Raw genomic sequence first — 24,512 nt, 5'->3', positions numbered from 1 at the left:
TCGAATGCTGACACTGAAGGAGATGCTTATGTACGACCAATCCATATTATCCGAGTTGATCCGGTTCGCACGAGTGGATACGGGCTCACCGTCATCGACGTTTACCCAGGCGACGGCGACTGGACGCGCCTGTTCTCCGACGTCGTGGGACGCGAAGGACGGGTCACCAGCTTCGTGCCGGCCGAAGTCGCTCACTTCAAGAACGATCCGGTCGGCCGCATGCGGACGCTTGCGAAGGAGCCGGGCCAAGCGAACATCGAAGCCGTCTCGGCGGACCTCGTGGCGATGCCGGAGGCCACGCCGCCAGCGGACGTCGTGTGGCTGCACCTGTTCTACCACGATCTCCACACCGCGCTGATCCAGGCCAAGGGCGCGACGGCGGCCGACTTCAATCGGGCCGTCTACGAGCGGCTCAAGCCTGGTGGGTTCTACGTCGTCGTCGATCACGCCGCCACGGCCGGAGCAGGCTCGGGCGACGCCCAGTCGCTGCATCGGATCGACCCTGCCTCCGTCCGCGAGGAGGTGGAGGCGGCCGGCTTCGTACTGGACGCCGAAAGTACCATACTCGCGAACAAGGACGATCCACACTCGACCAAGGTGTTCGATCCCTCGATCCAGGGCGCGACCGATCGCTTCGTCTATCGGTTCGTGAAGCCCTGACAGGTCCCCCGGCGCCAACTTCAACCCGGCCTCCCATGGAGGCCGGGCTGCTGCACGCTGCGCCAGTCTGCAGCAAGGACAGCTTTCGGAACTCGTTGGAGGGCCTGCAAATGTCAGTCGAGGGCGCATTCCTGTCGCAAGCTTCGTCGCTTCATACCCAAAACAGCCAGCTTCCAAGCTAAGCTGGGAAGCCGTCACGCCATCTCAAGGTGCGAGGATTCCATTCCCTGCGCGATAAGCGGCGCGGGAGACTTCGAATGCGGGTGGGAAGCGTTAAGTCGCCGAGCCACGATATCGTGATTGAGCCACAGGACGGGACCGGAGGGTTCGGAAGATTCGCCAAAAATGAGCTGCCCGGTTGCCTTCACAACGAGACCGCTCAGGAGGTCGCTGATCATCAACTTGCTATCCCGATGCATCTGGGTGATCTCGTTGGACGTGCCGATGGTCAAATCGGCCTGTGCCTGGCTGTTTGCCATGGGCCATGCCGAAAAGTCATAGAACGGTCGCATGACCTCGCTGGCCTGCATGTCGGTGATCTTCCGGAACACATCCTTCATGGTTAAGCCGTCTGCCAGAAGCTGCTGGCAGGCCTGCCACTGTTCGTCTGCCCATTGGCCACCGTTTTCTTTCTTCAACGCAAGCAGCAGCGGTATCAGGGGCAGCTCGATACCCGTGAACACATCGGACGAATTGGTCCGGATTTCGGGACAGTTATAGACAGTTGCCTTGATCCCTGTCGCCCAGGCTTCCTCTGCAATGCCTTCGAGCCGCATCTTCGCATAACCCTGGGTGTAGTTGGTGTAGGTCTGCCAACGATAGCTTCCGTCAACGAGGACCGCGGATCCGTGGTAACCATAGGCCGTGTATCGTATTTGACCGCCCGAAGCTTCCACGCGCTCGCGGATCGCCGCGCTGAAATCAATGAGATGGCGAAAGGTGTTTGCGGAGACGTCGTCAAAATTCTGCAGGATGAGTTTTCCCATGTCACTGTCGAGCAAGGTCTGCGACGACATGTGGCGGGCTGCGGTCCCCTTGTAGATTCGATTGGCGACGACCAAGAATACCTTCGCCTTCGGGATGCCCCCGGCCATTGTGTGGGCGAAGAAAACATTGCGGCCAGCGGCGATCATTCCGTCGAGAACGGTCATGACTTTTGAAAGCGACTCCGTAAAACGCGCAGTGGCGATGTCGCGGCATTGCCCGACATAGTCCCAGTCGAGCTTGTCGTGTTCCCAGCTCTCAAGCGTCATCTTTGCCAGGAGATCGGTGGGAGTTGGGCCGTCTGCGGGCGCATCGAGATCGAAACCCGCCATAAGAGGTATGTTGATGATCCTGCCGCCCAGCCGGGCCTCCGCCGAAGACAGTTCCTCGGCGTCGAGTGGCCGCAGCGCGTTGTTCTCGTCGCGCCGCCCGACGGTAATCCCCACAATCTCCATTCCAGCCCGTCTGGCTTCCTCGAGCAAGCCGGTGGCGTATCCGCGGCCGAACAGTTCGCCGAAGAGTACGAAAACATCGCCTTTACGGAAGACCGTGTTCTCGGAAAGACGATTCAGTGCAACCGGATTTTCCATGCTGTCAGCTCTTTGATTCGTGTGTCGTCGAGCAGTGGCTCATACGAGCTTTCACAAAGACATGACCGCACTGGCACAGAATGGGAACTCATTTTCGGTGACCGTTCATTTCAAAACGTGAAGTCGGTCTCTGCTGTTCCTGCAATGCGGCGAAATGCCGAGGCCATTGGAGATCGGCGTGTGAAACAGCACCGAAGGCTGATCCCCTTTTGAAAAGGCTGCAAGCGCCCGACTTTACTTGTAAACTCGCAACGAGGGCGGGGTCATCATCGGCGCCGATCGCGACCCCACCCGATCTGCATTTCATCTCAGTAGATCAAGAGTTTACGGGCCCGATCATAGGGGTTAACCTTCGGCGCTGATTCACAATTGAGCGGTAGCATGCGTTCTGCTACCATGCTCCGGGCCACTTCTGCCATAGAACGCCCATTTGATCGTCTTCAATCAGCTGATCTGATCTCTGCGTGGCCGCTACTTCACCGGAATTCTCCTCGGCCCGTACGGCGTCCAGCATTTCACCCACAGCAAATTCCACCATCACACAAAGTGAAAAAGACCCGTTCAGTATTGGAATGTAAGCTGCGGCGGTGGTGTTGGCATAGCGACGCAGCAAACGTAACCGCGAAGGGAGCATTTCGGTGAGGCAATATGCGGTTTGTTCGAAAACATTCTCTAATGAGGCAATACGAATCCCATCCTGACAGTCGCCGCGTTTGAAAAGGCGGTAAGCGCCTGACTTTATTTGCAAACTCGCAACGAGGGCGGGACCATCATCGGTGGCGAACGTGACCCTACCCGATCTGCATTTCATCTCAGTAGATCAAGGCTTTACGGGACCGGTTATAGGGTCAACCTTCGACGCTGATTCACACCCGAGTCCCACTGCGCATTAGCGGTACTCTGGCGGATGTCTTTTCACGCTGATAGCCAGCTGGGCGCACGCCTGACGGCGTGCCGTTCGCCTTCAAGCCCGTTTTCGCAGATCGCTCGGCCGTGGCAAGGCTATGCGACACGTATTGCGACCCGCCGTCTTCGCTTCGAGAGTGTGCTATCAGCCTGAAGAAGCATATCCTCGAAATGCCAATCGGTCTGCGCCAGTGTGGTGATTCCAAAGCTGGCTGAAATCGGGCCTCGGGTCCTCGCCGAACGAGAGTTTGGTCTCGGCAATAGCAACCCGGATACCATCGGCAACGATCTGCCGGCGTCGATGCCGGTCCCCGGCAGGAGGATTGCGAATTCCTCGCCCCCCAATCGGCCGATAAGGTCGCAGCACCCAAGCTAACGTCTGGCTCTGCTCGCGGAGCGCGTTGCCCTTAGTAACGCGAAAAGCATCGGCCTGAAGCGAAGACTCCCATCGCCGCGCCTTCGCAGTGAAATCTCGCAGATACCGGCTCGCGGCGCAAATCCCGCTCTGTAGGATTCTGCGATCCGCCAGAACCAATCCTGGTCGAGGTCGGTCAGGCGTTCTATTTCGACAACTGCGTCGGCCGCCCGATCGAAAAGTGCGTAGCAGAGCTCCGCATTGTCATGACGGGAATGGTAGGTAATGCCGTCGGCCTCGACGGGATGTTCATATAGTGCTCCTGATCAGACCTGCGGAACATCGTAGGGCAAGCCGCTATGCGAGACTTCGGCTGTGGCGCCGATTCGCGCGAGGCCTGGACCGGCGAAGCGGATCAGCTTCAAATTTCTGTTGGTGCTGAAGCGGAGATGGGCTTTCCGTCTGAGCAGATCGGCATCGATCAGCGTGCGACCCGGCGTCCGCAGAAATGTTTCCGCGAAAGCGCCGGCGATCACCTTGGCAGCATAGAGGACGCCGTAGGAAGCATTGGGAGCATTGAAACTCCCCATCGCCGAGGTGTCGAAGAAGATCGGATCTCGCCCGGCCGAGTAGAAGCGATGAAGGACTTCTCCGGCCGAAAGCTCCACCACTTCCGGCTGACGCTGTTTCAGGTCCGCGGGAGGGAGCGGGCCGCTCACGCCCCCTGCTCGCCCTGCCGCCTCGCAGCTTCAAGCACAACGTCAAGCTTTCCGGACTTGAGCAGATCGATGGGCTTGCGGTTGTTCAATCTGACATCCGCATGGGAAAGGAAGTTGAGCATTGACCATGGATTGCTGGTCTGCAAGGCTTCACGCACAGCTTTTAGACCGGGAACGGCCAGCAACGAGCCTTCCTGAACGCGCTTGTCGATCGCCTGTCGGGACACGCCGCGCATCAAGGTGCGGACCTGATCAAGATCATAGGCTCCGCCAGCGTCTCGCAGATCCTCCTGTGCAATGCGGATGCCTTCGAGCATGGCTCGGCTGCGTGCATCGGGTTCGAAAGCCGATCTGTCCAAAAGCGGCTTCGCATCGAGGTGAACTTGACCGTGCTCTTTCTCGATCACCTCCGTGACACGTGATTGGTCGTCTCGTACGGCTCGCCAAGCCCACTGACGCCCTACCCCGGCGATCAGATGAAGATTCTTTTTGGACGCGACGAAATTACAAAGGAGCTTCTGGGCGCTATCGAGCGCATTCGGATCGGCGAAGTGCGGAACCATGCCCTCCAGCAATGCGAATGCAATTACGCAGTCGAATTCAGCGCCTTTGACAACTTGAATTGTGGAAAATTGTAATTTCGGACCGCGTCGCGAACACGGGTCTGAACATGGCAATGTTGGACACCGCTTGCACGCCGGCGTTTTCGAGCCGCTCGATTTGGACGCGTGAGCGATCGAAGAATGCCGTCCGATGATCGCAAAGTGACAATCTCCCGACCGCTATCCCGCACACCGGTGGGGCAATCGAGCTTTAGCGTTAACGCAAGGAATCTTATGAGGTCGGCACGAAAAAAGCCCCTCCTCACGGAAGGGCTCGCTTTCATAGCCAGTCGCGGCGATCGCGCCTATCGCGACCGTCTCGCCAATCTCGCCGAGGCGGGCCGCGACGGTCGTCCCATCTATCGCGCCGATCTCGGTGATAATACCGCGGCGGTGGTGGCGGTGGCGCCCACCGGCTAGGTCGGCAAAATCCACGACGGGTCAGTTCAAAACCACGGCCACAGGCACGATCCACCAACTGAACGTTGGGATTCGGCGGGACCGTGATCCCGCTGGCCGGCATCGAGCTGGCTGGACCAGCAAACAATCCTGCCACCAATAGGCCGGCCGCCAGAAGTACATTGCGCATCTTCTTCTGAACCGCCCCAGGTTTCTGGACCAGCGGAGGCTGGAGTTTTCCGGCTTCATTCAGGGAGGCGGGCTGGTTGCGCCTCCCGAATTCATCAGCGCGATCGGGACCTTGTTGCCGATTGCGCCATGTGGCCGAACCTCATTGTAGTCTCTACGCCAATCCTCCATCTTTTCGCGCGCATCCGCAAGGGTCAGGAACCAGTGCTGGTTCAGGCATTCCGCCCGGAAGCGGCCGTTGAAGGCTTCGATGAAGGCGTTGTCCGTGGGCTTTCCCGGACGTGAGAAGTCCAGGATCACGCCCTTGGCATAGGCCCATAGGTCGAGATCGCGAGACACAAATTCGGTTCCCTGATCGACACGGATCGTCTTCGGATAGCCGACTTGCCGGCACACCCGCTCCAATGTCTGCACCACGTCTTCGCCGCGATAGCTGTGACGCGGATCAAGCACTGGGACATAGCGCGAGAAGGTATCGACCACTGTCAGAACCCGCAGCTTCTTTCCGGTCGCGAGTTGGTCGTGCACGAAGTCCATCGCCCACACATCGTTGGGTCCCACAGCCTTTTGTCGGTCCTCCCGCAGTTTGGCTTTAACCCGACGCTTCGGTGTCTTATCGCGCAACTGCAGACCCAAGTCTCTGTAAATGCGATAGGTTCGCTTGATGTTGGTGCCCCAGCCCTCGCGTTCCAGGAGCACATGCACGCGTCGATAGCCATAACGCACACGGGTCTCGCAGATCTCCCGAATACGACGTTCCAGGCCGGCCTGATCGGCACGGCGAGAGGTGTAATGGTAGGTCGACCGATCGAAGTTCAGCGCCCCACAGGCACGCCGGATCGAGATTGCCCAGTCCCGGCACATGCACCTTACCACCTCTCGCTTGCGAGCAGGCCTTAGAGCTTTCGCCGGATGACGTCCTGCAACATCACCCGATCCAGCGTCAGATCCGCGACGATCTTTTTCAATCGCGCATTCTCGTCCTCGAGCTGCTTCAGCTTCTTCATCTCCGGCGGCAACATTCCGGCGTACTTCTTCTTCCAATTGAAATAGGTCGCCTGGCTGATCCCCGCCTTGCGGCAGATCTCCGCGACCGTCACCCCCTCATCACCCTGCTTCAGAATGAACGCCTTCTGCGCGTCCGAAAACTGCGATGCCTTCATCGTCTTCCGTTCCTTTCCCAGCCAGGAAAATGCACCGGAAAACTCTAACCAAAACTGGTCCAGTTTGAAGGGCTCAGATCACTCTCGGAAGTTGCCGTCGCATGTGGCTTTGCAGATGAGAGTCACCTGACCCGAATGTTCCGGCGAGTGGTTGGAGTGGCGCCGGGCGCATGGCGAACGGCAAGAGCCTCGACGCTTCAACATTAAGAGGCAACTGCCGGTGATTGTGTGTCTGGAAGCCGAAGATTTCCAAGAACTCAGATAGATTTTGAGGCTGTCCCTCGCGTTGACACCAAACCATCACTAGATTGAAATTGTTGAATAAATTTCTCGGTTGTACAGCTGACATTTGGCTGCCGGTGCCATCTGTGTTTGTGAAACAGCACCGAAGGTTGCCCCCTTTTGAAAAGGCGGCAGGTGCCTGACTTTACTTGCAAACTCGCAACGAGGGCGGGGGCATCATCGGCGCCGATCGTGACCCCACCCGATCTGCATTTCATCTTAGTAGATCAAGGGTTTACGGGCCCGATCATAGGGGCAACCTTCGGCGCTGATTTACATATCCGCCTCGCGTCCCCAGATTTCGATCTGGGTCAGCGCCGGAAAGGGCGACGGATCGTCGGCCTTGATCAGGCTGTGCAGCCTGATCCATTCCACGGTCTGCTCCCTCACCGGGAAACACTGAGCCGCACCCGTCTTGACCAGCGAGAAACATGTGGTCTCGGCGTTGGAGAAGGTGACGCTGGCTTTTTCCCACCAGGCGTCGTGCGGAAAGTCCGCTCGCAGGTAGAGGACGATTTCGTCGATTTTCACCGGCCGGCCGAAATCGAGCGTCAGCGTCGCATCGGGATCGCGATTGATCCCCCAGCTCGTGTAGGGCCAGAAGCCATGATCGTCGTTCGCCTTTTCGCCGTCGATGGCGTTGCGCGCGGCAAAGACCGCCTCCCCGCGTGTCTCCACATTCGCCTTGGCGAGCGGAAAGATGGTGGCATTGGCGTGGTCGTCCCATGGATTGAAAGCCAGGTTCCGACGTGCCGCGATCTCCTCCGGCCGCGCCTTGCGGACGCATAGTCTGTGGATCCCGCCTTCGAAGGCCCGCGGCGAATAAGGAATGCGCTTGGAACCGAAGGGGACCCCGAGCGCGTAGCTCTGCCCCTTCATATAGACGATCGCGGGCGTCATCGCGTCGTCGAGCGCGAGCATGAGATACCCCGGCTCGGACGTTTCGACGACGACCTGATCGCCTTCGTTGTAGCTGTCGCGATAAACGAGATATGTTTCGTCCATGCCTGTAGCCCTGGCGCGAACCTCGCCCGCCACATCTACGACTTTCAGTGTCAGTTCCATGCTCGTCCTCCTCAGACGATCCGCAGTTTCAGGCAGGTCCCGGCAAAGGGGATGCGCAGTCGATAAATTCTCGGGGGCCAGGAGATACGCAGGCGGGCATCGTCGATATCGATTGCGTCGACCTCGATCGCGCCGGCTCCATCAAGGTCGATGCGGCCGAGGCCGTCGAAATGAATGGCGTGGTCGATGGTCGGTTCGACGCAGGTCATCAGAGAAAGCACCGCCGGCAGTTCGCCCTCATGGATATCCACGACCTCGATCTCCTGCCCGCGCCGAAGCGTGACGGTTCGCCGATAGGATCGGACGCGGGCCTCGGCCGGATAGGCGGATGCGATGTCCAATGATATCTGCGCCTGTTTTTCGGTGAACTCGGCGTGGACATTCCGCGCCGCGCAATCCGCGCCGGCGGCCTGGCTCACACCACCGAAAGTCGGCAGGTTGTGGAAGCCCGACTGCATGGTCCAGATCTCGTACCGCTCGGAAGAAAATGTTTTTGCCGTGTAGGTTTCGACGCCAACATCGATCAGGAACGGCTTGCCGTCCTTATAGACCGTGAGACTGCCGACGTCGTTGTGGTTATGGCTTTCCCCGTTGTTGCCGCCTTTGACGGCGAGCGCAAAGCGGTCGTCGCGGGCAACGAACAGGCCAATTCCCGGATAAAACACATCGCCTGCCGGCTTCGCTTCTCCGCTAGCTGCCGGCGTTACCAGCAGCTCCTGCACGCGGTACCAGAGGTTCCACTCCTCCGGCAGATGCTTGTGCTCCGACGACAGGCGATCTCGCACGGCGAATGCCGCCAGGATATCAGACCCGACGGCGCTGCCGAAGAGATATTCTCGCACGGTACATGGTTCTATGACCGCGGCGGAATCGGCAAAATTGAAATACCGGCGGCCGGCCACATGCATGTTGACGATATATTCCGCCATGCTGCGGATTTTGGGAGCTTTCCAGAGCGGCGTCATGGAAGCTGGCGCGACCGTGTCGAGGATGGCCATCGCCCCGGCCATGCAGAGCGCCGCATGGCGATAATAAACCACTCCCTCCTCGCAGGCTCCATCCTCCGCATAGTCCTTGGTGAAGGCATCCAGGCTGGAAAGGGCCTTCTCGACAATCTGCCGCCGCAGGTCTTGTTCCGTCTTCAGGGCAAAGGCCGAAAGCAGGACGTTCTGCGTTATCCACGCCGTCCAATTGTTCATTCGTTCGGCGCCGTTGCCCATCCACCAGAAATGCCGGTCGAGGTAGGGTGACAAGATGCGCACCCGGACCTCCCGTTCGATCCGGGCGACGATCTGCGGGCTGACCTGGTCGAGCCGATCTTTCATGAGAGCGGCCACGGTCGCCAGCAAGGCACCCGTCTCCGCCGCAAACAGATCGACAACCGGCTGCTCCGTATCGGGCAAGGCAAACCGCAGTCCGCCCCGCTCGTAGGCGTTGTGAGCCGGAAGCTGCCAGCCGCTTTCCTCACAGATCAGGAAGACACCGTCGACGATTGCACCGATAAAACGCCCCCTGCCCTCGAGCAGTTCGGCAAGAACCAGATCGTTCAACATCCGCCGCCGCGAAAAATACAGCGCTTCAAAGCGGGAGCGGTTCCCGTTCAGCGAATATTCCCGGTAGTCAGAAGCCTTGATGAGCGACCACGGCCGGCCAAGCGCCGACTCCGCATCCCGGATAACTGCGGAGCGCATATCATCCGATACGGCATCCCAGGCGGCCCGGTCGCCGATCGGCGCGCCGGGCATGAAGTCCGCCAAAACCGGCGGCAGCGACCCGGCGATCTCGCTGAACATCAGCCTTCCTCCATGCGACCGATAAACGACCTCATTCGCCACCTATCATACGTATTTTAAGATGACTACAGGATTCATATGATTTATCCATAAATTTGTTTGACCAATGTGAGAGATGTGCTATCCCCTCGGTAGGGAGGCGGCACGCTCGTGACACAATGGCGGGCCGTGGATAGCCCTTGGGCATCGATCGGAGCATCCTGGTTCGAGGAGGGATAAAGTGTCCATATCGAATTCGACCATTGCCGCAGGTGATGCGCCGGCCGTGTCCCGGCGGCCGAGCAAGGTGTTGTCGCGCCGCCGGCGCAAGATACAGAGCGCGCTGGTCGCCTACTCCTTCATCGCCCCGAATTTCCTCGGTTTTGCCGTCTTTACGCTCGGGCCGATCCTGTTCGCCTTCGTGCTGGCGTTCATGCATTGGGACGGTTCGAATGCGATCACCTTCGCCGGTCTCGACAATTTCTGGCGGCTGTTCGAAGACAAGGTCTTCATTGCCGCGTTCTGGAACACGATCATCTATACGGTCGTCTCGGTTCCCGCGACGCTCGCCTGCGCGCTCGGCCTCGCGATCCTGCTGAACCAGAAGATCTTCGGACGCGACTTCTTCCGCACGGCGATGTTCTTCCCCTACGTCGCTTCGCTGGTGGCTGTCGCCGTGGTCTGGAACATGATCTTCAACCCCGAAATGGGGCCGGTGAACATGATCCTTTACACACTCGGCCTGGACCCCAAGGACATGCCGGGCTGGGCAGCCGACCGGCATTGGGCGATGGTCACGGTCATCCTCTTCGGCGTCTGGAAGAGCATGGGTTACTACATGGTTATCTATCTTGCCGGGCTGCAGGGCATCAATTCCGAGCTCTACGAGGCGGCCGATCTCGACGGCGCCAATGCGTGGCAGAAATTTGTCTATGTCACGGTGCCGCAGCTCGGGCCGACGACCTTCTTCGTCACGGTCATGCTGACCATCCAGGCGTTCAAGGTCTTCGATCAGATCTACATGATCACCCAGGGCGGCCCCGGCACCTCGACGTTGGTCCTCGTTTATCACATCTACAACGAAGCCTTCATTTCCTGGGACCTCGGTTATTCCAGCATGATTGCGCTCGTTCTCTTCTTTCTCGTACTGGCGGTCACGGTCGTCCAGTTCCGCCGACAGAGGGAGGATTGATCCGTGAAGATTGCCGGACGCAAGGTCACCGCCAACAGCATTGCAGTCTATGCGACGGTCATCGTCATCACCGCCGTGATGCTGATGCCTTTCGCCTGGATGCTGTCAGCCTCGCTGAAACTCAGCCGAGACGTCTTCGTTTTCCCGATCGAGTGGATTCCGTCGCAACCGCAGTGGCAGAACTACGTGGACATCTGGACGAAGATTCCGCTCGGCCTGTTCATCTACAACACATCGAAGCTGACGATCATCGTCACCCTGCTCCAGCTGCTGACGTCGAGCTTCGCCGCCTATGCCTTTGCCAAGCTCGATTTTCCCTACAAGAACACGCTTTTCCTCGGTTATATCGCGACCATCGCCATGCCCTGGCAGGTCTACATGGTGCCGCAGTTCCTGCTGATGCGCGAATTCGGCTTGAACAACACCCATCTGGCGCTGATCTGCCTGCAGGCCTTCACCGCCTTCGGCGTATTCCTCATGCGGCAGTTCTACATGTCGATCCCGACGGAGCTGTGCGAAGCGGCCCGTATCGACGGCATGAACGAATATCAGATCTGGGCGCGCATCATGCTGCCGCTGTCGAAGCCCGCACTTTCGACGCTGACCATCTTCACCTTCGTCACCACCTGGAACGACTTCCTCGGTCCGATGATCTATCTGACCAAGACGGAGCTGAAGACGATCCAGATCGGCCTGCGCATGTTCATCTCGCAATATTCCGCCGAGTACGGGCTGATCATGGCGGCATCGGTCGTCGCCCTCATTCCCGTCCTGATCGTATTCCTGTCGCTGCAGCGCTTCTTCGTCGAAGGCGTCGCCTCGTCGGGCCTCAAGGGTTAACGTCATGAATGCCGTTGTGCAGATCGCTCCCCAACCGATCACCGATGCGGAGGTCAAGGCAGCGCTCGATCTCGCCGTCGCCCAGATCCGGCGCAATCTGCCGGCCTTCACCTATGCGTCCCAGAACCATTCCAGCGTCGGCAATTTTTATCCCGCCGTCGAGAATACCCAGTGGACCGCAGGTTTCTGGCCGGGAGAAATCTGGCTGGCGTTCGAGCATACGGGCGACAAGGTTTTTCAGCATGCGGCGCAGATCCAAGTGCAGAGCTTCCTGCACCGGATCGAGAATCGCATCGAGACCGACCACCACGACATGGGCTTTCTCTATTCGCCCTCGTGCATCGCGGCATGGAAGCTGGTGGGCGATGAGGACGGGCGCAAAGCCGCCATTCTGGCCGCGGACCAGCTTATCGAGCGCTTCCAGCCGATCGGCCAGTTCATCCAGGCCTGGGGTCGCAAGGGTGTCGCGGAGGAATACCGTTACATCATCGACTGCCTGCTGAACCTGCCGTTGCTCTATTGGGCAAGCCGCGAGACGGGCGATGAGAAATACCGCGACATCGCGCTCATCCATGCCCGCACGACGCTGGCGAATTCGGTCAGGCCGGACAATTCCACCTATCATACGTTCTACATGGATCCGGTTACCGGTGCCCCCGTGCGCGGTGCGACGAAACAGGGCTACAAGGACGACAGTTTCTGGGCGCGCGGGCAGGCGTGGGGCATTGCCGGCATGGCGCTTTCCTATCACTACGAGCCGATCGACGAATATCGCAAAACGTTCGACCGGCTTCTCGATTTCTATCTGAAGAAGCTGCCGGCCGACATGGTGCCTTACTGGGACCTGGTGTTCTCCGAGAGAGATGGCGAGCCGCGCGATACGTCGTCGGCCTCGATCGTAGCCTGCGGATTGCTCGAAATGGCCGACCTTGTCGAGGCCGATGTCGCCGCACGTTACCGCGAGCTTGCGCGGCGCATGATGAAAAGCCTCGCCGATCACTATGCGGTAAAGGATCCGGCCATGTCCAACGGCCTTGTCCTCAACGGAACCTATTCGAAAAAATCGCCCTACAACACCTGCCGCGGCGAAGGCGTCGACGAGTGCGTCTCCTGGGGCGACTATTATTACATGGAAGCCCTGACGCGCCTCTCGCGCGCCTGGTCTTCCTATTGGTGAGAGAATCCGATGGCCAGCATTTCACTGAAAAAACTGAACAAGTCCTACGGCGCCCTCACTGTCGTCCATGACATCGACCTGGAGATCGCCGACAAGGAATTCATCATTCTCGTCGGCCCTTCGGGTTGCGGCAAATCGACGACGCTGCGGATGATCGCCGGGCTGGAGGAGATTTCCGGCGGCGAGCTCCAGATCGGCGGCGACCTGATGAACGATGTGCCGTCCAAGGACCGCGACATCGCCATGGTCTTCCAGAACTATGCGCTCTATCCGCATATGACCGTCTACAAGAACATGGCTTTCGGCCTGCAGCTTCGCAAAGTCTCCCGGGATTTCATCGACAGCCAGGTTCAGGACGCCGCGAAAATCCTCGACATCACCCACCTTCTCAACCGCAAGCCGAAGGCACTGTCCGGCGGCCAGCGCCAGCGCGTCGCACTCGGGCGTGCCATGGTGCGCAATCCGGCGGTCTTCCTGCTGGACGAACCGCTCTCCAATCTCGACGCCAAGCTTCGCGGCACCATGCGCGCCGAGATCACCAAGCTGCACAAGCGTCTGCATGCCACCTTCATCTACGTCACCCACGACCAGATCGAGGCGATGACCATGGCGGATCGCATCGTGGTGATGAAGGACGGGCATATCCAGCAGGTCGACACGCCGCAGAACCTCTATGATCGGCCGGTCAACATGTTCGTCGCCGGCTTCATCGGCGCACCGCAGATGAACATGATGCCGTCCGTGATCGAGCGGCGCGGTGAGAGATATTTTGCCTTGTTCGACGGGCGGGAACTGCCATTGCCGGCCCATTTCGACAGAAGCCGCATCGCACCCTACGAAGGCCGCGAGCTGGTCATCGGCATCCGGCCCGAGAATTTTCACGAATTGCCGCCGGCCGATATCGCGCCGGAAAACCTGGCGCCCTTCAGCGCGGTCATGGAACTGGCCGAACCGATGGGCTCGGAAATCCATCTCAACATCGTCGCCGGAGGACGCAGCCTGATCGCGCGCGTGTCGCCCCGGTTCAAGGGCGCAATCGGCGACGAGGTCAAGCTGGTCGTCGACACCACCAATATGCAGTTGTTCGACAGGCAAACGGAGCGCTCGATCCTTTATTAGGCGAGCGGGAGGAAACGGCCATGCAATGGCTGCGCGACATGTGGACGAAGGAAGGACCGGGCATTCCGAAGAATGCGCCGAAGAAGACCGGTCTTGCCCTTTTCGCCGCTACGTTCGCCCGCGAATGGTGGGAGATGGTCAAATTGAACATCCTGTTCATTCTGGCCGCACTCTTCGTCGTCACCATCCCCGCTGCAATCGCTGCGACCGCCCGCGTTTCGGTCGCCTTCGTCGAAGACCGCAACACCTACCTCCTGCGGGATTTCGTCGAAGCGTTTTTCCGATATTTCTGGCGTGCGACCGCGTGGGGCCTGGCCTTCACACTTGCGATCGGCCTCGGCGTCTATGCGATCGTCACCTATGCCGCGACCGCGAAAGGCAATCTCGTCCTCGCCCTGCCGCTGACGATTGCGCTGATCGCGACGGTTTTCATCGTCGTGGTGGCCTGCCATCTCGTCGTGCTGATGGTGATGCGTGATCTTTCGGCGCCGAAGCTGCTGCGGCTGGCAGCCGTCGCCTCGGTCGTGCGTCCGCTACCGGCGCTCGGCGCGCTTGCATTCGTGGCCGCGCTCTGGCTCGCGCATATCGTTTTTTATCCGGTGTCCGTGTTCATGCCGGCCACCCTTAACTTTTCACTCGGAATGTTCGCCGTCACATTCGGCGTCCATCGGGCAGCGGTCATGGTTCTAGCCCTGCCAATGGCAATACAGGCGCATCGCGAACCGCAGGCGGGTGACGCTAAGCATATCTAGTCCAGAGACACTTCAGGGAAGGAGAACGGAATGTATTTGGAAAAACTCGGGAGATCGGTGAGGTTCGCGATAGCGGGTCTCGCCATGGCGACGTCGGTCGCAGGATCGGCATACGCACAGTCGGGCAACGCCGTGACGCTCAAATGGGCGCTGTGGGATTGGGACAAGGTGGCTTATTACAAGCCGCTCATGGAGGCATACCAGGCCAAGCATCCGAACGTTAAGTTCGAGTCCGTGGACCTCGGTTCGCAGGACTACCAGCAGATGATCGCCACGCAGCTTGCCGGCGGCTCCAAGGATATCGACATCGTCACCGTCAAGGACGTTCCGAACTACACGAACCTCGTCCGTGCCGGCTCGATCTCGGACCTCTCCGGCTTCATGACGGAACAGAAGATCAACCCGGCGTCGTTCGGCGGCCTCGTCGACGAACTCAAGATCGACGGCAAGATCTATGCCCTGCCGTTCCGCTCGGATTTCTGGGTCGTCTATTACAACAAGGACATTTTCGACAAGGCCGGTGTTACCTACCCGACCAACGACATGACCTGGGCGCAGTTCGACCAGATCGCCACGAAGCTCGCTGGCGGCATGGGCGCGAACAAGACCTACGGCGCTCTCTTCCACACATGGCGCTCCACGGTCCAGCTTCCCGGCATCCTCGACGGCAAGCAGACGCTCGCGGGTCCGGACTACGCTTTCCTGAAGCCTTGGTATGAGCGCGCGCTTGCCCTGCAGAAGGCCGGCGTCGTTCCGTCCTATGCGTCGCTGAAGACCTCCAATACCCACTACTCGGCGCTGTTCTTCAACGGCACGATCGGCATGCTGCCGATGGGTACCTGGTTCGTCGGCACCCAGATCGCCAAGGTCGCTTCCGGCGAATCCAAGAGCAAGAACTGGGGGATCGTGAAGTTCCCGCATCCGGACGGCGTTGCAGCAGGCACGACCGCAGCGCAGATTTCCGGTCTCGCCGTCAACACCAACTCCGCTCACAAGGCCGAGGTGCTCGACTTCATCAAGTTCGTCACCGGCCCGGAAGGGGCGGCCATCATCGCCGGCACCGGCACGATCCCGACCGTCCGCACGCCGGAGGTCACCGCCAAGATCGCATCGCTGCCGGGCTTCCCCCAGGACCAGGCGAGCAAGGACGCACTGCAGTCCGGCAAGTCCTTCCTGGAAATGGCCGTCAATCCGAATGCCGCAAAGATCGAAGTTGTCCTCAATCGTGCGCATGACTCGATCATGACCGACAACATCTCGATCGATGGCGGCCTGAAGGAAATGGCCGACGGCGTGAAAGCCATCAAGTAACAGCCCGACCCGGGGCGGCCATGGCCTCCGCGGGTCTCTTTTTTTCAATGAAAATGGTTTGCCCGTGATCTACGACCCAGTTCGAGCCAATCCCCTTTGCGGGAACCCTCTTCTTTCCCAAGCCGACCTTGGCAGAGCGGTGCTGGATCTGTTCAAACCGCTTCTTCCCTATTTTTCGCAAGGCGGCGCGCGGGTCCGCCTGAGCGCGACCGGCGCGCATTTCGACCGTGCCGCGGCCGACCTTGAAGGTTTTGCCCGACCGCTCTGGGGGATCGTACCGCTCGCAGCCGGAGGCCATGATTTCCCGCATTGGGATCTCTACCGCCGCGGCCTTGCAAACGGCACCGATCCATCTCATCCGGAATATTGGGGCGACATTTCAGATCGCGACCAGCGTCAGGTGGAGCTGGCGGCGGTGGGTTTTGCGCTTGCCATGGTTCCCGAACATATCTGGGACCCGCTCAGCGAAGGGCAGAAGAAAACAGTCGCAGCCTATCTCCTGTCGGCCCACGACAAGGAATTCGTCGACAACAATTGGAAATTCTTCCGGGTCCTCATCGATCTCGGCCTGACACGCGTCGGCATAAGCCTGGACCGGTCCAAGACCGAAAAATATCTCGATGAGACCGAGGCCTTCCGGCTCGGCGAAGGCTGGTATCGCGACGGGCCGGTCAAGCGCGTCGACCACTATATCCCCTTCGCCCTGCATTTTTATGCGCTGATCTATTCGGTGCTCGCGACGGCCGATACTGCGCGCGGCGATGCCTATCGCGAACGTGCCCGTGTCTTTGCGCAGGACATCCGCCACTGGTTCGGTCCGGATGGCGCGGCGCTTGCCTTCGGGCGCAGCCAGACATACCGGTTTGCCGCCGGCGGCTTCTGGGGCGCATTGGCATTTGCGGGCGTCGAGGCCCTGCCCTGGGCCGAAATCAAGGGCTACTACATGCGCCATATCCGCTGGTGGTCGAAGCTTCCGATCGCCGACCGCGACGGGGTTCTGTCGATCGGCTACGGTTATCCCAATCTGCTGATGAGCGAGAGCTACAACTCGCCCGGCTCGCCCTATTGGGCGCTGAAATTCTTTTTGCCCCTGGCTCTGCCCGCCGACCATCCGTTCTGGCTGGCACAGGAAGCACCGGCACCCTCCTTTGCGGACCCGGTTCCGCTCGAAGAACCCGGCATGGTCGCCATGCATACGCCCGGCAACGTGGTTGTCCTCGCCTCCGGGCAGCAGCACGACAAGATGCGCGGCGCCAACGAGAAATATTCGAAATTCGTCTATTCCACCCGCTACGCCTTCAACATCGAGGCCAACGACCGGCATTTCGCGGCGGCAAGTTTTGACGGCATGCTGGGCCTTTCCGACGACGGGGTGCATTTCCGCATGCGCGAGACGCTCGAGCAGGCGCTGATCGCCGACGACAGGCTCTATTCCCGCTGGAAGCCCTGGAGTGACGTCACGGTCGAGACATGGCTGGTGCCGGCCAACCCCTGGCATATCCGCATCCACCGCATTGTCACGCCTCGCGCTCTGCAAACGACGGAGGGCGGCTTTGCCATCGAGCAGGCGGATTTCCAGGCCGACATCGCCAGCCGAGGCGAAGGTCTGGCCGTTTGGTATGGTCAGACCGACACCAGCGCGATCATCGACCTCTCACCTGCCTTCAGGCGGGAGGGCCATGCCATGAGCCCGATCGCCAATACCAATCTCATTCACGCAAAGACGCTTCTTCCCCAGCTCCGTGGACAGATCGAGGCAGGGACGACGCTGCTTGCCGCGGCGGTCATCGCGCTCCCCAATGCCGAGATGGACCCGGCCTTTCTGCAGTCCGTCCCGGTCTGCCCGGATGTGGCGGAACTGGAGCGGCTGTTCCGTGCGCAAGGACAGGTGATCCCCGCCTTCAACCTTACCGGCGCCAAGTGAGGCAGGCCACAGCGGCCTGTCCTATGCTTGCCTGCCGCTTCATCCGCCCCTCACCGATCCGCGCCAGACGAGGTCCGCATCAAGTCTTCGGGAGTTCGTCTCGGCCGATGTGACCTGATCGAGCCAGGTGACGGCTTCGGCCGCAATCCGGTCGACGGGCTGGGCAAAGGTCGTGAGATTGTAGGACGACCAGGACGCCTGCTCGATGTCGTCGAAGCCGACGACGCAGAGTTCGGACGGAACCGCAAGGTTGAACTGATGCCGGGCGGCATCCATCAAGCCACAGGCAAGCAGGTCGTTGACGCAGAAGATCGCGTCCGGCCGCTTCTCGCGGGTGAGCAGCCGTTGCGCCAGCACCACGCCGCTCTGATAGGTGGTCGAGCCGAACCGTTCGACGGTCACCTCGAGGCCATGTTCGCGGCCCGCAGCGCAAAAACCCTCCTCGCGGGCCATCAGGCTCGGCGTCATCGCTTCCGAATTGGCGAAGGCGAAGTTGCGACAGCCGGCGCGCAGCAGGGCGATGAAGCTACGCCGGGCCGCATCGCGATCATTGAGGTTGATCATCAGGGCGCCGTCGCGATCCTCGTCGCGGTTGATCAGCACAAGCCTTTGTCCGCTCTTGAGGCAGAGATCGGTGATCGACCTGTCCGGCATGCCGGACAGGATGATCGACGCATCGGCGCGGTAGCTGATCGCCTGGCGGAGTGCCTGGTCGACGCTGTCGTCGGAGCGGTCGGTATTGATCAGCATGGCGATCTTCGAGGCGCTCTGGAGCTGGCCGGTGAGCGCCCGGATAAGGCTGGCGCGGTAGGGCGTATCGAGCTCGGAAACGATCAGGCAGACGATGCCGCTTTCGTTGCGCATCAGCCCGCGAGCGAGGTGGTTGACATGATAACCCAGCGCCTCGGCCGCTTCGATCACCCGTCGCCGCGTCTCCTCCGAAACGCTTGCACCCGGCGTGAACGTGCGCGAAACGGCCGACCTGGACACACCAGCCCGGTCAGCGACTTCCTTGGCGCTGACAAAAATCTTGCGGCTCATCGCCCTCTCCCTTGCCTCAATCAATGCCTATTTTTGCAAGCGAGTGCAACAAGCAGATGACAAGAAATGCGGCCGGCGACCATATTCTTTAGCAATTTGTTATTGACAAGATCCATGACTACGTGGAACCATTGCACACGCTTGCAAAGGCGGGTGATGTGGAGGCGTCACCATAATCTGGGAGGATAATCATGCGCCTGGCTCTCACAGCCGCTCTCGCGGCTGGCTTGACTATGAACGTATCGGCATCTCGTGCCGCGGAAGAACTCAACCTGATCTGCTCTGCCGACGTGGTCATCTGCGAGATGATGCAGCAGATGTTCCAGAAGGATACCGGCATTCAGGTGAACATGGTTCGCCTGTCGTCCGGCGAAACCTATGCCAAGATCCGCGCCGAAGCGCGCAATCCGAAAACGGATATCTGGTGGGCCGGTACGGGCGACCCGCACCTGCAGGCGGCGTCCGAGGGACTGACGCAGGAATACAAGTCGCCGCTTCTCGGAGAGCTGAACGACTGGGCGAAGAAGCAGGCGGAAAGCTCCGGCTTCCGCACGGTCGGCGTCTATGCCGGCGCGCTCGGCTGGGGTTACAATACCGAACTCTTCAAGCAGAAGAACTACAAGGAGCCCAAGTGCTGGGCCGACCTCCTGGATGCCTCGTTCAAGGGCGAGATCCAGATGGCCAACCCGAATTCGTCCGGTACCGCCTATACGGCGCTGGCAACGCTCGTGCAGATCATGGGCGAAGACAAGGCCTATGACTATCTGAAGAAGCTCAACGCCAACGTTTCGCAATATACCAAGTCCGGCTCAGCGCCCGTCAAGGCCGCCGCCCGCGGCGAGACGGCGATCGGCATCGTCTTCATGCATGATGCGGTGGCTCAGGCGGTCGAAGGTTTCCCGGTCAAGTCGATCGCGCCCTGCGAGGGCACCGGCTACGAAATCGGCTCGATGTCGATCGTCAAGGGCGCTCGCAACCTGGAAAACGCGAAGAAGTGGTATGACTGGGCGCTGAAGGCCGACGTACAGTCGCACATGAAGGAGGCGAAGTCCTTCCAGCTTCCGTCAAACGCCAAGGCGGAAGTCCCGAAGGAAGCGCCGAAGTTCGCCGACATCAAGCTGATCGACTACGACTTCACCAAATACGGCGACCCGAACACCCGCAAAAAGCTGCTCGAGCGCTGGGACAAGGAAATCGGCGCGAGCGCCAACTGATCCCGATCGCCATCGTCGCGCTGCGGCTTAGCCTGTAGCGCGACCAGACTTTCCATGCTCTCGATGAGGTCGCGGCCGGCCATGGACAATCGCAATCGCAGACTTGACCTTGTCCTTGCCGTCGGCGCGGCGGCCATGGTCTTGTTGCCGTGGTACCGGATCGAGAAGGGTTTCCTGTCATTCTCCTGGCTGGGGGACTTCCCGGGGGCGGCCACGGTCGCTCCCGGGATGCTGCAGATCTTCGTGCACGGCCGGCTTTGGTTGTTGGCCGCCTTGCTGGCACTTGTCGGCGCGGCCGCGGCGCGGTTCGTGACCGACCCGATGCGGCGCGGCGCGCTTCTCGCCTGGTCGGGCGGCTTCGGTGTCGTCTTTCTCGCGCTCCAGGGGCTCGCAATCGGCAGTACCGGCTGGAGCTGGACAATCACCCAGACGCTCTTCGGTGAGCTCGCCGGCGGCCAGTCGTCGATGGGTGCCGGCGCCGTCCTGATGTCCGTGGTCTTCGTCCTCTTATTTTCCTTCGGCCTTGCCGAAAGGGGTGTGATGCGCGGCGACGCGTTTGTCGTCTCGACCATTTCCGTGCTGATCTTCCTCGTCGCGGTCTTCGTCTTTTATCCGATCGGCAGCATGTTCATCGGTGCCTTCCAGGACTTCGACGGTTCGGTGAATTTCGATGGATTCAGCCGCAACATCGCCGAATCCTCGATCTGGAGCCTCGATTGTCTTGCCGGCGGCACACGCTGCGGGATCGCCTGGCGCACACTTTTCCTGGCGATCATGACGGCTGCAGGCTCGACGCTGCTGGGTCTCGCCTTCGCGCTGGTCGCAACCCGCACGCATTTTCCCTTCAAGAAGGGCCTGCGGCTGCTGACCGTGCTGCCGATCATCACCCCGCCCTTCGTCATCGGCCTTGCGCTGACGCTTCTGTTCGGCCGCGCCGGCGTCGTCACCCAGGGCCTTTCGTCGGTCTTCGGCATCGAGCCGAGCCGCTGGCTCTATGGCCTCACCGGCATCTGGATCGCCCAGGTTCTCTCCTTTACGCCGATTTCCTTTCTCGTTCTGATCGGCGTCGTCGAAGGGGTCAGCCCCTCGATGGAGGAGGCTTCCCAGACATTGCGGGCAAACCGCTGGCGCACCTTCTGGCGCGTTTCCCTGCCGCTGATGAAGCCCGGGCTCGCAAACGCCTTCCTGATCGGCTTCATCGAAAGCATGGCCGATTTCGGCAACCCGCTGGTGCTCGGCGGCAGCCATGGCGTGCTTTCGACGGAAATCTTCTTTGCCGTCGTCGGCTCGCAGAACGATCCGGCCCGCGCCGCAGTGCTTGCGATGATCCTGCTCTGCTTCACGCTGTCGGCCTTCCTCGCCCAGCGGCTCTGGCTTTCAGGCAAGAATTTCGCGACCGTCACCGGCAAGGGCGACAGCGGCGCCCATATCGCGCTGCCCCGCCCGCTTTCGATTACCGTACATATGCTCGTCATCCCCTGGATGATCTTCACGCTCATCGTCTACGGCATGATCATCTTCGGTGGCTTCGTGAAGACCTGGGGCCTCGACAACACCCTGACGCTTGCCCATTACGCCAAGGCTTTCTCCGTCACCGTCCGCGACGGTTCGCTGGTCTGGACCGGGGTTGCCTGGAATTCCTTCTGGACGACGATGGAGATCGCGCTGATCTCGGCGCCGCTGACGGCTGCCGTCGGACTGGCCACGGCCTATGTGATCGTGCGGCAGAAATTTGCCGGCCGTGAACTCTTCGAGTTCGCCCTGATGATGAGCTTTGCCATTCCCGGCACGGTCATCGGCATCAGCTACATCATGGCCTTCAACCTGCCGCCGCTCGAAATGACCGGCACGGCGCTGGTCCTCGTCGCCTGCTTCGTCTTCCGCAACATGCCGGTCGGGGTGCGCGGCGGCATCGCCGCCATGAGCCAGCTCGACAAGAGCCTCGACGAAGCCTCGATGACGCTGGGAGCAACCAGCTTCCGCACCATCCGCAAGGTCATCCTGCCGCTCCTGAGGCCGGCGATCACCGCCGCACTCGTCTATTCCTTCGTGCGCGCCATCACCTCGATCAGCGCCGTCGTCTTCCTGGTCAGCGCCCAGTACAACATGGCGACCTCCTATATCGTCGGCCTGGTCGAGAACGGCGAATACGGCGTGGCGATCGCCTATTCCTCCATGCTGATCGTGGTGATGATCGCCGTCATCACCGGTTTTCAGCTGATCGTCGGCGAGCGGCGGTTAAGGCGCGAGAACCGCATCTCGGCCGAACTCGCCCGTGTCCCGACTTCCCTGCAGCAGGAGAAAATCGCATGAGACCAGCCCATGCCGGATCCGTCGTTTTCCAGAACGTCCGCAAGACTTTCGGCGCCTTCACGGCCATTCACGACCTGTCGCTGACCGTCGAGCCAGGTACGCTGGTGACATTGCTCGGCCCCTCCGGCTGCGGCAAGACCACGACGCTGCGCATGCTCGCCGGCCTCGAACACCCGGCCTCCGGCCGCATTCTGATCGGCGGCAAGGACGTCACCATGCTGCCGGCCAATGAGCGGGATGTCTCGATGGTCTTCCAGTCCTACGCGCTCTTCCCGCACATGACTTCGCTCGACAACGTCGCCTACGGGCTGGAGTCATCGGGGCTGAGCCGGAGGCAAGCGCGTGAACAGGCCGAGCACGGGCTCGAACTTGTCGGCCTTGCGGGCATGGGACGCCGTCTTCCCGCCGAACTGTCCGGCGGCCAGCAGCAGCGCGTCGCCGTCGCCCGCGCGCTGGTCCTCGAACCCCAGGTCCTGCTGCTCGACGAGCCGCTGTCCAACCTCGATGCACGTCTGCGCCGCCGCGTCCGCACCGAAATCCGCGAGCTTCAGCAGCGCCTGCAGTTTACCGCCGTCTACGTCACCCATGACCAGGACGAGGCGCTGGCGGTCTCCGACAAGATCATCGTCATGAAAGATGGCGAGATCGCCCAGGAGGGCAGCCCGCGCGACCTCTACGAGGCACCGGCCTCGTCCTTCATTGCCGACTTCATCGGCGAGGCAAATGTCGTGCCCTGCGAGATCATCGATATCTCGGGCACACAGGCGACCGTCGGCATCGAAGGCCTCAGGCATGTCGTGCCGGCGCGCGGTGCAAGGCCCGGCCGCGGCAAGCTCGCGGTCAGACCGAATGCCATCACGGTCGAACCGGCCGAAAGCGCCGCCTTTTTCGGGCGGATCAGGCACACGGCCTATCTCGGCGACCATATCGAATACGAGGCGGAAACGAGCGGCGGGACGTTGTTCATCGTCGACCCGTCGGTCGACCGCCCTCTTCCTCCCGGCACACAGGTCGCCATCGGCCTCAAGAGCCGCGGCATCGCCATCATCGCGGAATGAAAGTCTGCAGACAGGGACATGTTTCTTCATGAATAAAAACGAGCAGCACATCAGGGATCGCCACGCGCTTGCCGAAACGATCGCACGGGAAGCGGGAAAGGTCGCCTTCGACTATTTCAGCCGGCGCGAAACATTGATCATCGAAACCAAGGGCGATCCGCAGGATGTCGTCTCGATCGCCGACCGGGAGGTGGAAAACCTCATCCGCGACCGGGTGTCCGAAACATTCGCGGACGACGGCTTCCTGGGGGAGGAATACGGGCTTGCGGAAGGCAGTTCCGGCTATACCTGGGTCGTCGATCCGATCGACGGCACCAGTCCCTTTGTCAGCGGCATGCCGAACTGGTGCGTCTCGATCGCCGTTCTCCATGACAAGAAGCCGGTCGTCGGCGTCATTTTCGTACCCTGCTACGAAGAAATCTATTCCGCAGCGGCCGGACAGGGCGCCACGTTGAACGGCAAGCGGCTTTCGCTCGATGGCCGCAAGACGATCCGCAACGCGCTGACCGGCATCGGCGCCAATCACCATGTCACGCCGGCCGCCGTCGGCAAGATCGTCAACGATCTCCTCGAGGGCGGCGGCAATTTCGTCCGGCTGGGATCGGGCGCGCTGATGCTCGCCTATGTCGCCGCCGGCCGGCTGGTCGGCTATTACGAGCCTTATATGCACGCCTGGGATTGCCTCGGCGGCTATTGCATCGTCGAGGAGGCAGGCGGCTGGTTCCTGCCCTTCCCCACGGAAGGCGGGCGGCTCACCAAGGGCGCGCCGGTACTTGCCGCCGGCCCGGGTGCCGTCAGCGATCTCAAACGCATCGCCGGTATCGGCGCAGGGGATTCGGCGGCTGCGTGACCGCTTCATTCACGCGCCGTCCGAGCCTTGAGGTC

General features: G+C 60.6%; 21 protein-coding genes and 2 pseudogenes. 14 read left to right on the top strand and 9 right to left on the bottom strand.

Translation table 11 applies throughout. The annotated features are described in order from the left end of the window. Positions 1 to 28 precede the first annotated feature (28 nt). A pseudogene (locus LZK81_RS25140) lies at positions 29 to 660 on the top strand (class I SAM-dependent methyltransferase). Between the two features lie 194 nt (positions 661 to 854). Here the strand turns inward: LZK81_RS25140 and LZK81_RS25135 are convergent. The 5 genes from LZK81_RS25135 to LZK81_RS25115 form a co-directional block, all read right to left on the bottom strand. Further along, the gene (locus LZK81_RS25135) at positions 855 to 2,234 is read right to left on the bottom strand and encodes an enoyl ACP reductase FabMG family protein (protein ID WP_233957726.1); all 1,380 of its coding nucleotides are present in this window, start codon (positions 2,232 to 2,234) and stop codon (positions 855 to 857) included. Positions 2,235 to 2,625: 391 nt separating this feature from the next. Then, positions 2,626 to 3,045: a hypothetical protein gene (locus LZK81_RS25130; protein ID WP_233957725.1), complete on the bottom strand. Its 420-nt coding sequence runs from the start codon at positions 3,043 to 3,045 to the stop codon at positions 2,626 to 2,628. Between the two features lie 191 nt (positions 3,046 to 3,236). Beyond that, the gene (locus LZK81_RS29490) at positions 3,237 to 3,485 is read right to left on the bottom strand and encodes a diguanylate cyclase domain-containing protein (RefSeq protein WP_418936525.1); all 249 of its coding nucleotides are present in this window, start codon (positions 3,483 to 3,485) and stop codon (positions 3,237 to 3,239) included. Positions 3,486 to 3,821: 336 nt separating this feature from the next. Next, the gene (locus LZK81_RS25120; protein ID WP_233957724.1) at positions 3,822 to 4,214 is read right to left on the bottom strand and encodes a hypothetical protein; all 393 of its coding nucleotides are present in this window, start codon (positions 4,212 to 4,214) and stop codon (positions 3,822 to 3,824) included. Continuing rightward, a complete protein-coding gene (locus LZK81_RS25115; RefSeq protein WP_233957723.1) occupies positions 4,211 to 4,777 on the bottom strand; it encodes a hypothetical protein in 567 nt (188 codons plus the stop codon). Before LZK81_RS25115 ends, LZK81_RS25120 begins: the two co-directional genes overlap by 4 nt. Before the next feature lie 273 nt (positions 4,778 to 5,050). Between LZK81_RS25115 and LZK81_RS25110 the strand changes: the two genes are divergently transcribed. Beyond that, on the top strand, positions 5,051 to 5,236 hold the full coding sequence (locus LZK81_RS25110; protein WP_233957722.1) for a hypothetical protein: 186 nt from the start codon (positions 5,051 to 5,053) through the stop codon (positions 5,234 to 5,236). A gap of 228 nt (positions 5,237 to 5,464) precedes the next feature. Here LZK81_RS25110 and LZK81_RS25105 read toward each other — a convergent pair. Then, positions 5,465 to 6,567, bottom strand: a protein-coding gene (locus LZK81_RS25105; protein ID WP_233957721.1) for an IS3 family transposase whose coding sequence is annotated in 2 segments (ribosomal slippage) — positions 5,465 to 6,306 and positions 6,306 to 6,567 — 1,104 coding nt in all. Because the reading frame shifts where the segments join, the coding sequence is not laid out codon by codon here. Positions 6,568 to 6,645: 78 nt separating this feature from the next. Here LZK81_RS25105 and LZK81_RS25100 point away from each other — a divergent pair. Next, positions 6,646 to 6,774 (top strand): annotated as a pseudogene (locus LZK81_RS25100) (helix-turn-helix domain-containing protein); the annotation flags it as partial. Between the two features lie 348 nt (positions 6,775 to 7,122). Here LZK81_RS25100 and LZK81_RS25095 read toward each other — a convergent pair. Continuing rightward, the gene (locus tag LZK81_RS25095; protein WP_233957720.1) at positions 7,123 to 7,914 is read right to left on the bottom strand and encodes a discoidin domain-containing protein; all 792 of its coding nucleotides are present in this window, start codon (positions 7,912 to 7,914) and stop codon (positions 7,123 to 7,125) included. Positions 7,915 to 7,925: 11 nt separating this feature from the next. Continuing rightward, on the bottom strand, positions 7,926 to 9,707 hold the full coding sequence (locus LZK81_RS25090) for a heparinase II/III domain-containing protein (protein ID WP_233957719.1): 1,782 nt from the start codon (positions 9,705 to 9,707) through the stop codon (positions 7,926 to 7,928). A 220-nt stretch (positions 9,708 to 9,927) separates the two neighbouring features. Here LZK81_RS25090 and LZK81_RS25085 point away from each other — a divergent pair, with 220 nt between their 5' ends. The 7 genes from LZK81_RS25085 (at position 9,928) to LZK81_RS25055 (ending at position 18,001) form a co-directional block, all read left to right on the top strand. Then, positions 9,928 to 10,878, top strand: coding sequence for a carbohydrate ABC transporter permease (locus LZK81_RS25085; RefSeq protein ID WP_233957718.1), 951 nt, complete (start codon positions 9,928 to 9,930; stop codon positions 10,876 to 10,878). A gap of 3 nt (positions 10,879 to 10,881) precedes the next feature. Next, entirely contained in the window at positions 10,882 to 11,718 is an 837-nt protein-coding gene (locus LZK81_RS25080) for a carbohydrate ABC transporter permease (RefSeq protein ID WP_046607297.1), read from the top strand. A gap of 4 nt (positions 11,719 to 11,722) precedes the next feature. Continuing rightward, positions 11,723 to 12,895 carry a glycoside hydrolase family 88 protein gene (locus tag LZK81_RS25075; protein WP_233957717.1) on the top strand — a complete coding sequence of 391 codons (1,173 nt, stop codon included), beginning with the start codon at positions 11,723 to 11,725 and terminating at the stop codon, positions 12,893 to 12,895. Between the two features lie 9 nt (positions 12,896 to 12,904). Next, entirely contained in the window at positions 12,905 to 14,014 is a 1,110-nt protein-coding gene (locus LZK81_RS25070; protein ID WP_233957716.1) for an ABC transporter ATP-binding protein, read from the top strand. Between the two features lie 20 nt (positions 14,015 to 14,034). Then, positions 14,035 to 14,766: a DUF624 domain-containing protein gene (locus LZK81_RS25065; protein WP_233957715.1), complete on the top strand. Its 732-nt coding sequence runs from the start codon at positions 14,035 to 14,037 to the stop codon at positions 14,764 to 14,766. A gap of 30 nt (positions 14,767 to 14,796) precedes the next feature. Beyond that, positions 14,797 to 16,077, top strand: a complete 1,281-nt coding sequence (locus LZK81_RS25060) for an ABC transporter substrate-binding protein (RefSeq protein ID WP_233957714.1) — start codon at positions 14,797 to 14,799, stop codon at positions 16,075 to 16,077. Between the two features lie 64 nt (positions 16,078 to 16,141). Then, on the top strand, positions 16,142 to 18,001 hold the full coding sequence (locus LZK81_RS25055) for a DUF2264 domain-containing protein (protein ID WP_233957713.1): 1,860 nt from the start codon (positions 16,142 to 16,144) through the stop codon (positions 17,999 to 18,001). A gap of 39 nt (positions 18,002 to 18,040) precedes the next feature. Here LZK81_RS25055 and LZK81_RS25050 read toward each other — a convergent pair whose 3' ends face one another. Then, positions 18,041 to 19,042, bottom strand: coding sequence for a substrate-binding domain-containing protein (locus LZK81_RS25050; protein ID WP_046607302.1), 1,002 nt, complete (start codon positions 19,040 to 19,042; stop codon positions 18,041 to 18,043). A 191-nt stretch (positions 19,043 to 19,233) separates the two neighbouring features. Here LZK81_RS25050 and LZK81_RS25045 point away from each other — a divergent pair, with 191 nt between their 5' ends. The 4 genes from LZK81_RS25045 (at position 19,234) to LZK81_RS25030 (ending at position 24,477) form a co-directional block, all read left to right on the top strand. Continuing rightward, on the top strand, positions 19,234 to 20,256 hold the full coding sequence (locus LZK81_RS25045) for an ABC transporter substrate-binding protein (RefSeq protein ID WP_046607303.1): 1,023 nt from the start codon (positions 19,234 to 19,236) through the stop codon (positions 20,254 to 20,256). A gap of 81 nt (positions 20,257 to 20,337) precedes the next feature. After that, a complete protein-coding gene (locus tag LZK81_RS25040; protein ID WP_233957712.1) occupies positions 20,338 to 22,569 on the top strand; it encodes an ABC transporter permease in 2,232 nt (743 codons plus the stop codon). Next, positions 22,566 to 23,627, top strand: coding sequence for an ABC transporter ATP-binding protein (locus tag LZK81_RS25035; protein ID WP_233957711.1), 1,062 nt, complete (start codon positions 22,566 to 22,568; stop codon positions 23,625 to 23,627). Before LZK81_RS25040 ends, LZK81_RS25035 begins: the two co-directional genes overlap by 4 nt. A 28-nt stretch (positions 23,628 to 23,655) precedes the next feature. Beyond that, positions 23,656 to 24,477 (top strand): inositol monophosphatase family protein, encoded by an 822-nt coding sequence (locus LZK81_RS25030; RefSeq protein WP_233957710.1) that lies wholly within the window; start codon positions 23,656 to 23,658, stop codon positions 24,475 to 24,477. Positions 24,478 to 24,512 lie beyond the last annotated feature (35 nt).

The sequence above is a fragment of the Neorhizobium galegae genome, assembly GCF_021391675.1.
Classification (GTDB): Bacteria; Pseudomonadota; Alphaproteobacteria; order Rhizobiales; family Rhizobiaceae; genus Neorhizobium; species Neorhizobium galegae_B.
Note: the sequence above shows the minus strand (reverse complement) of the source record. Positions and strands in the feature narration are given on the sequence as shown.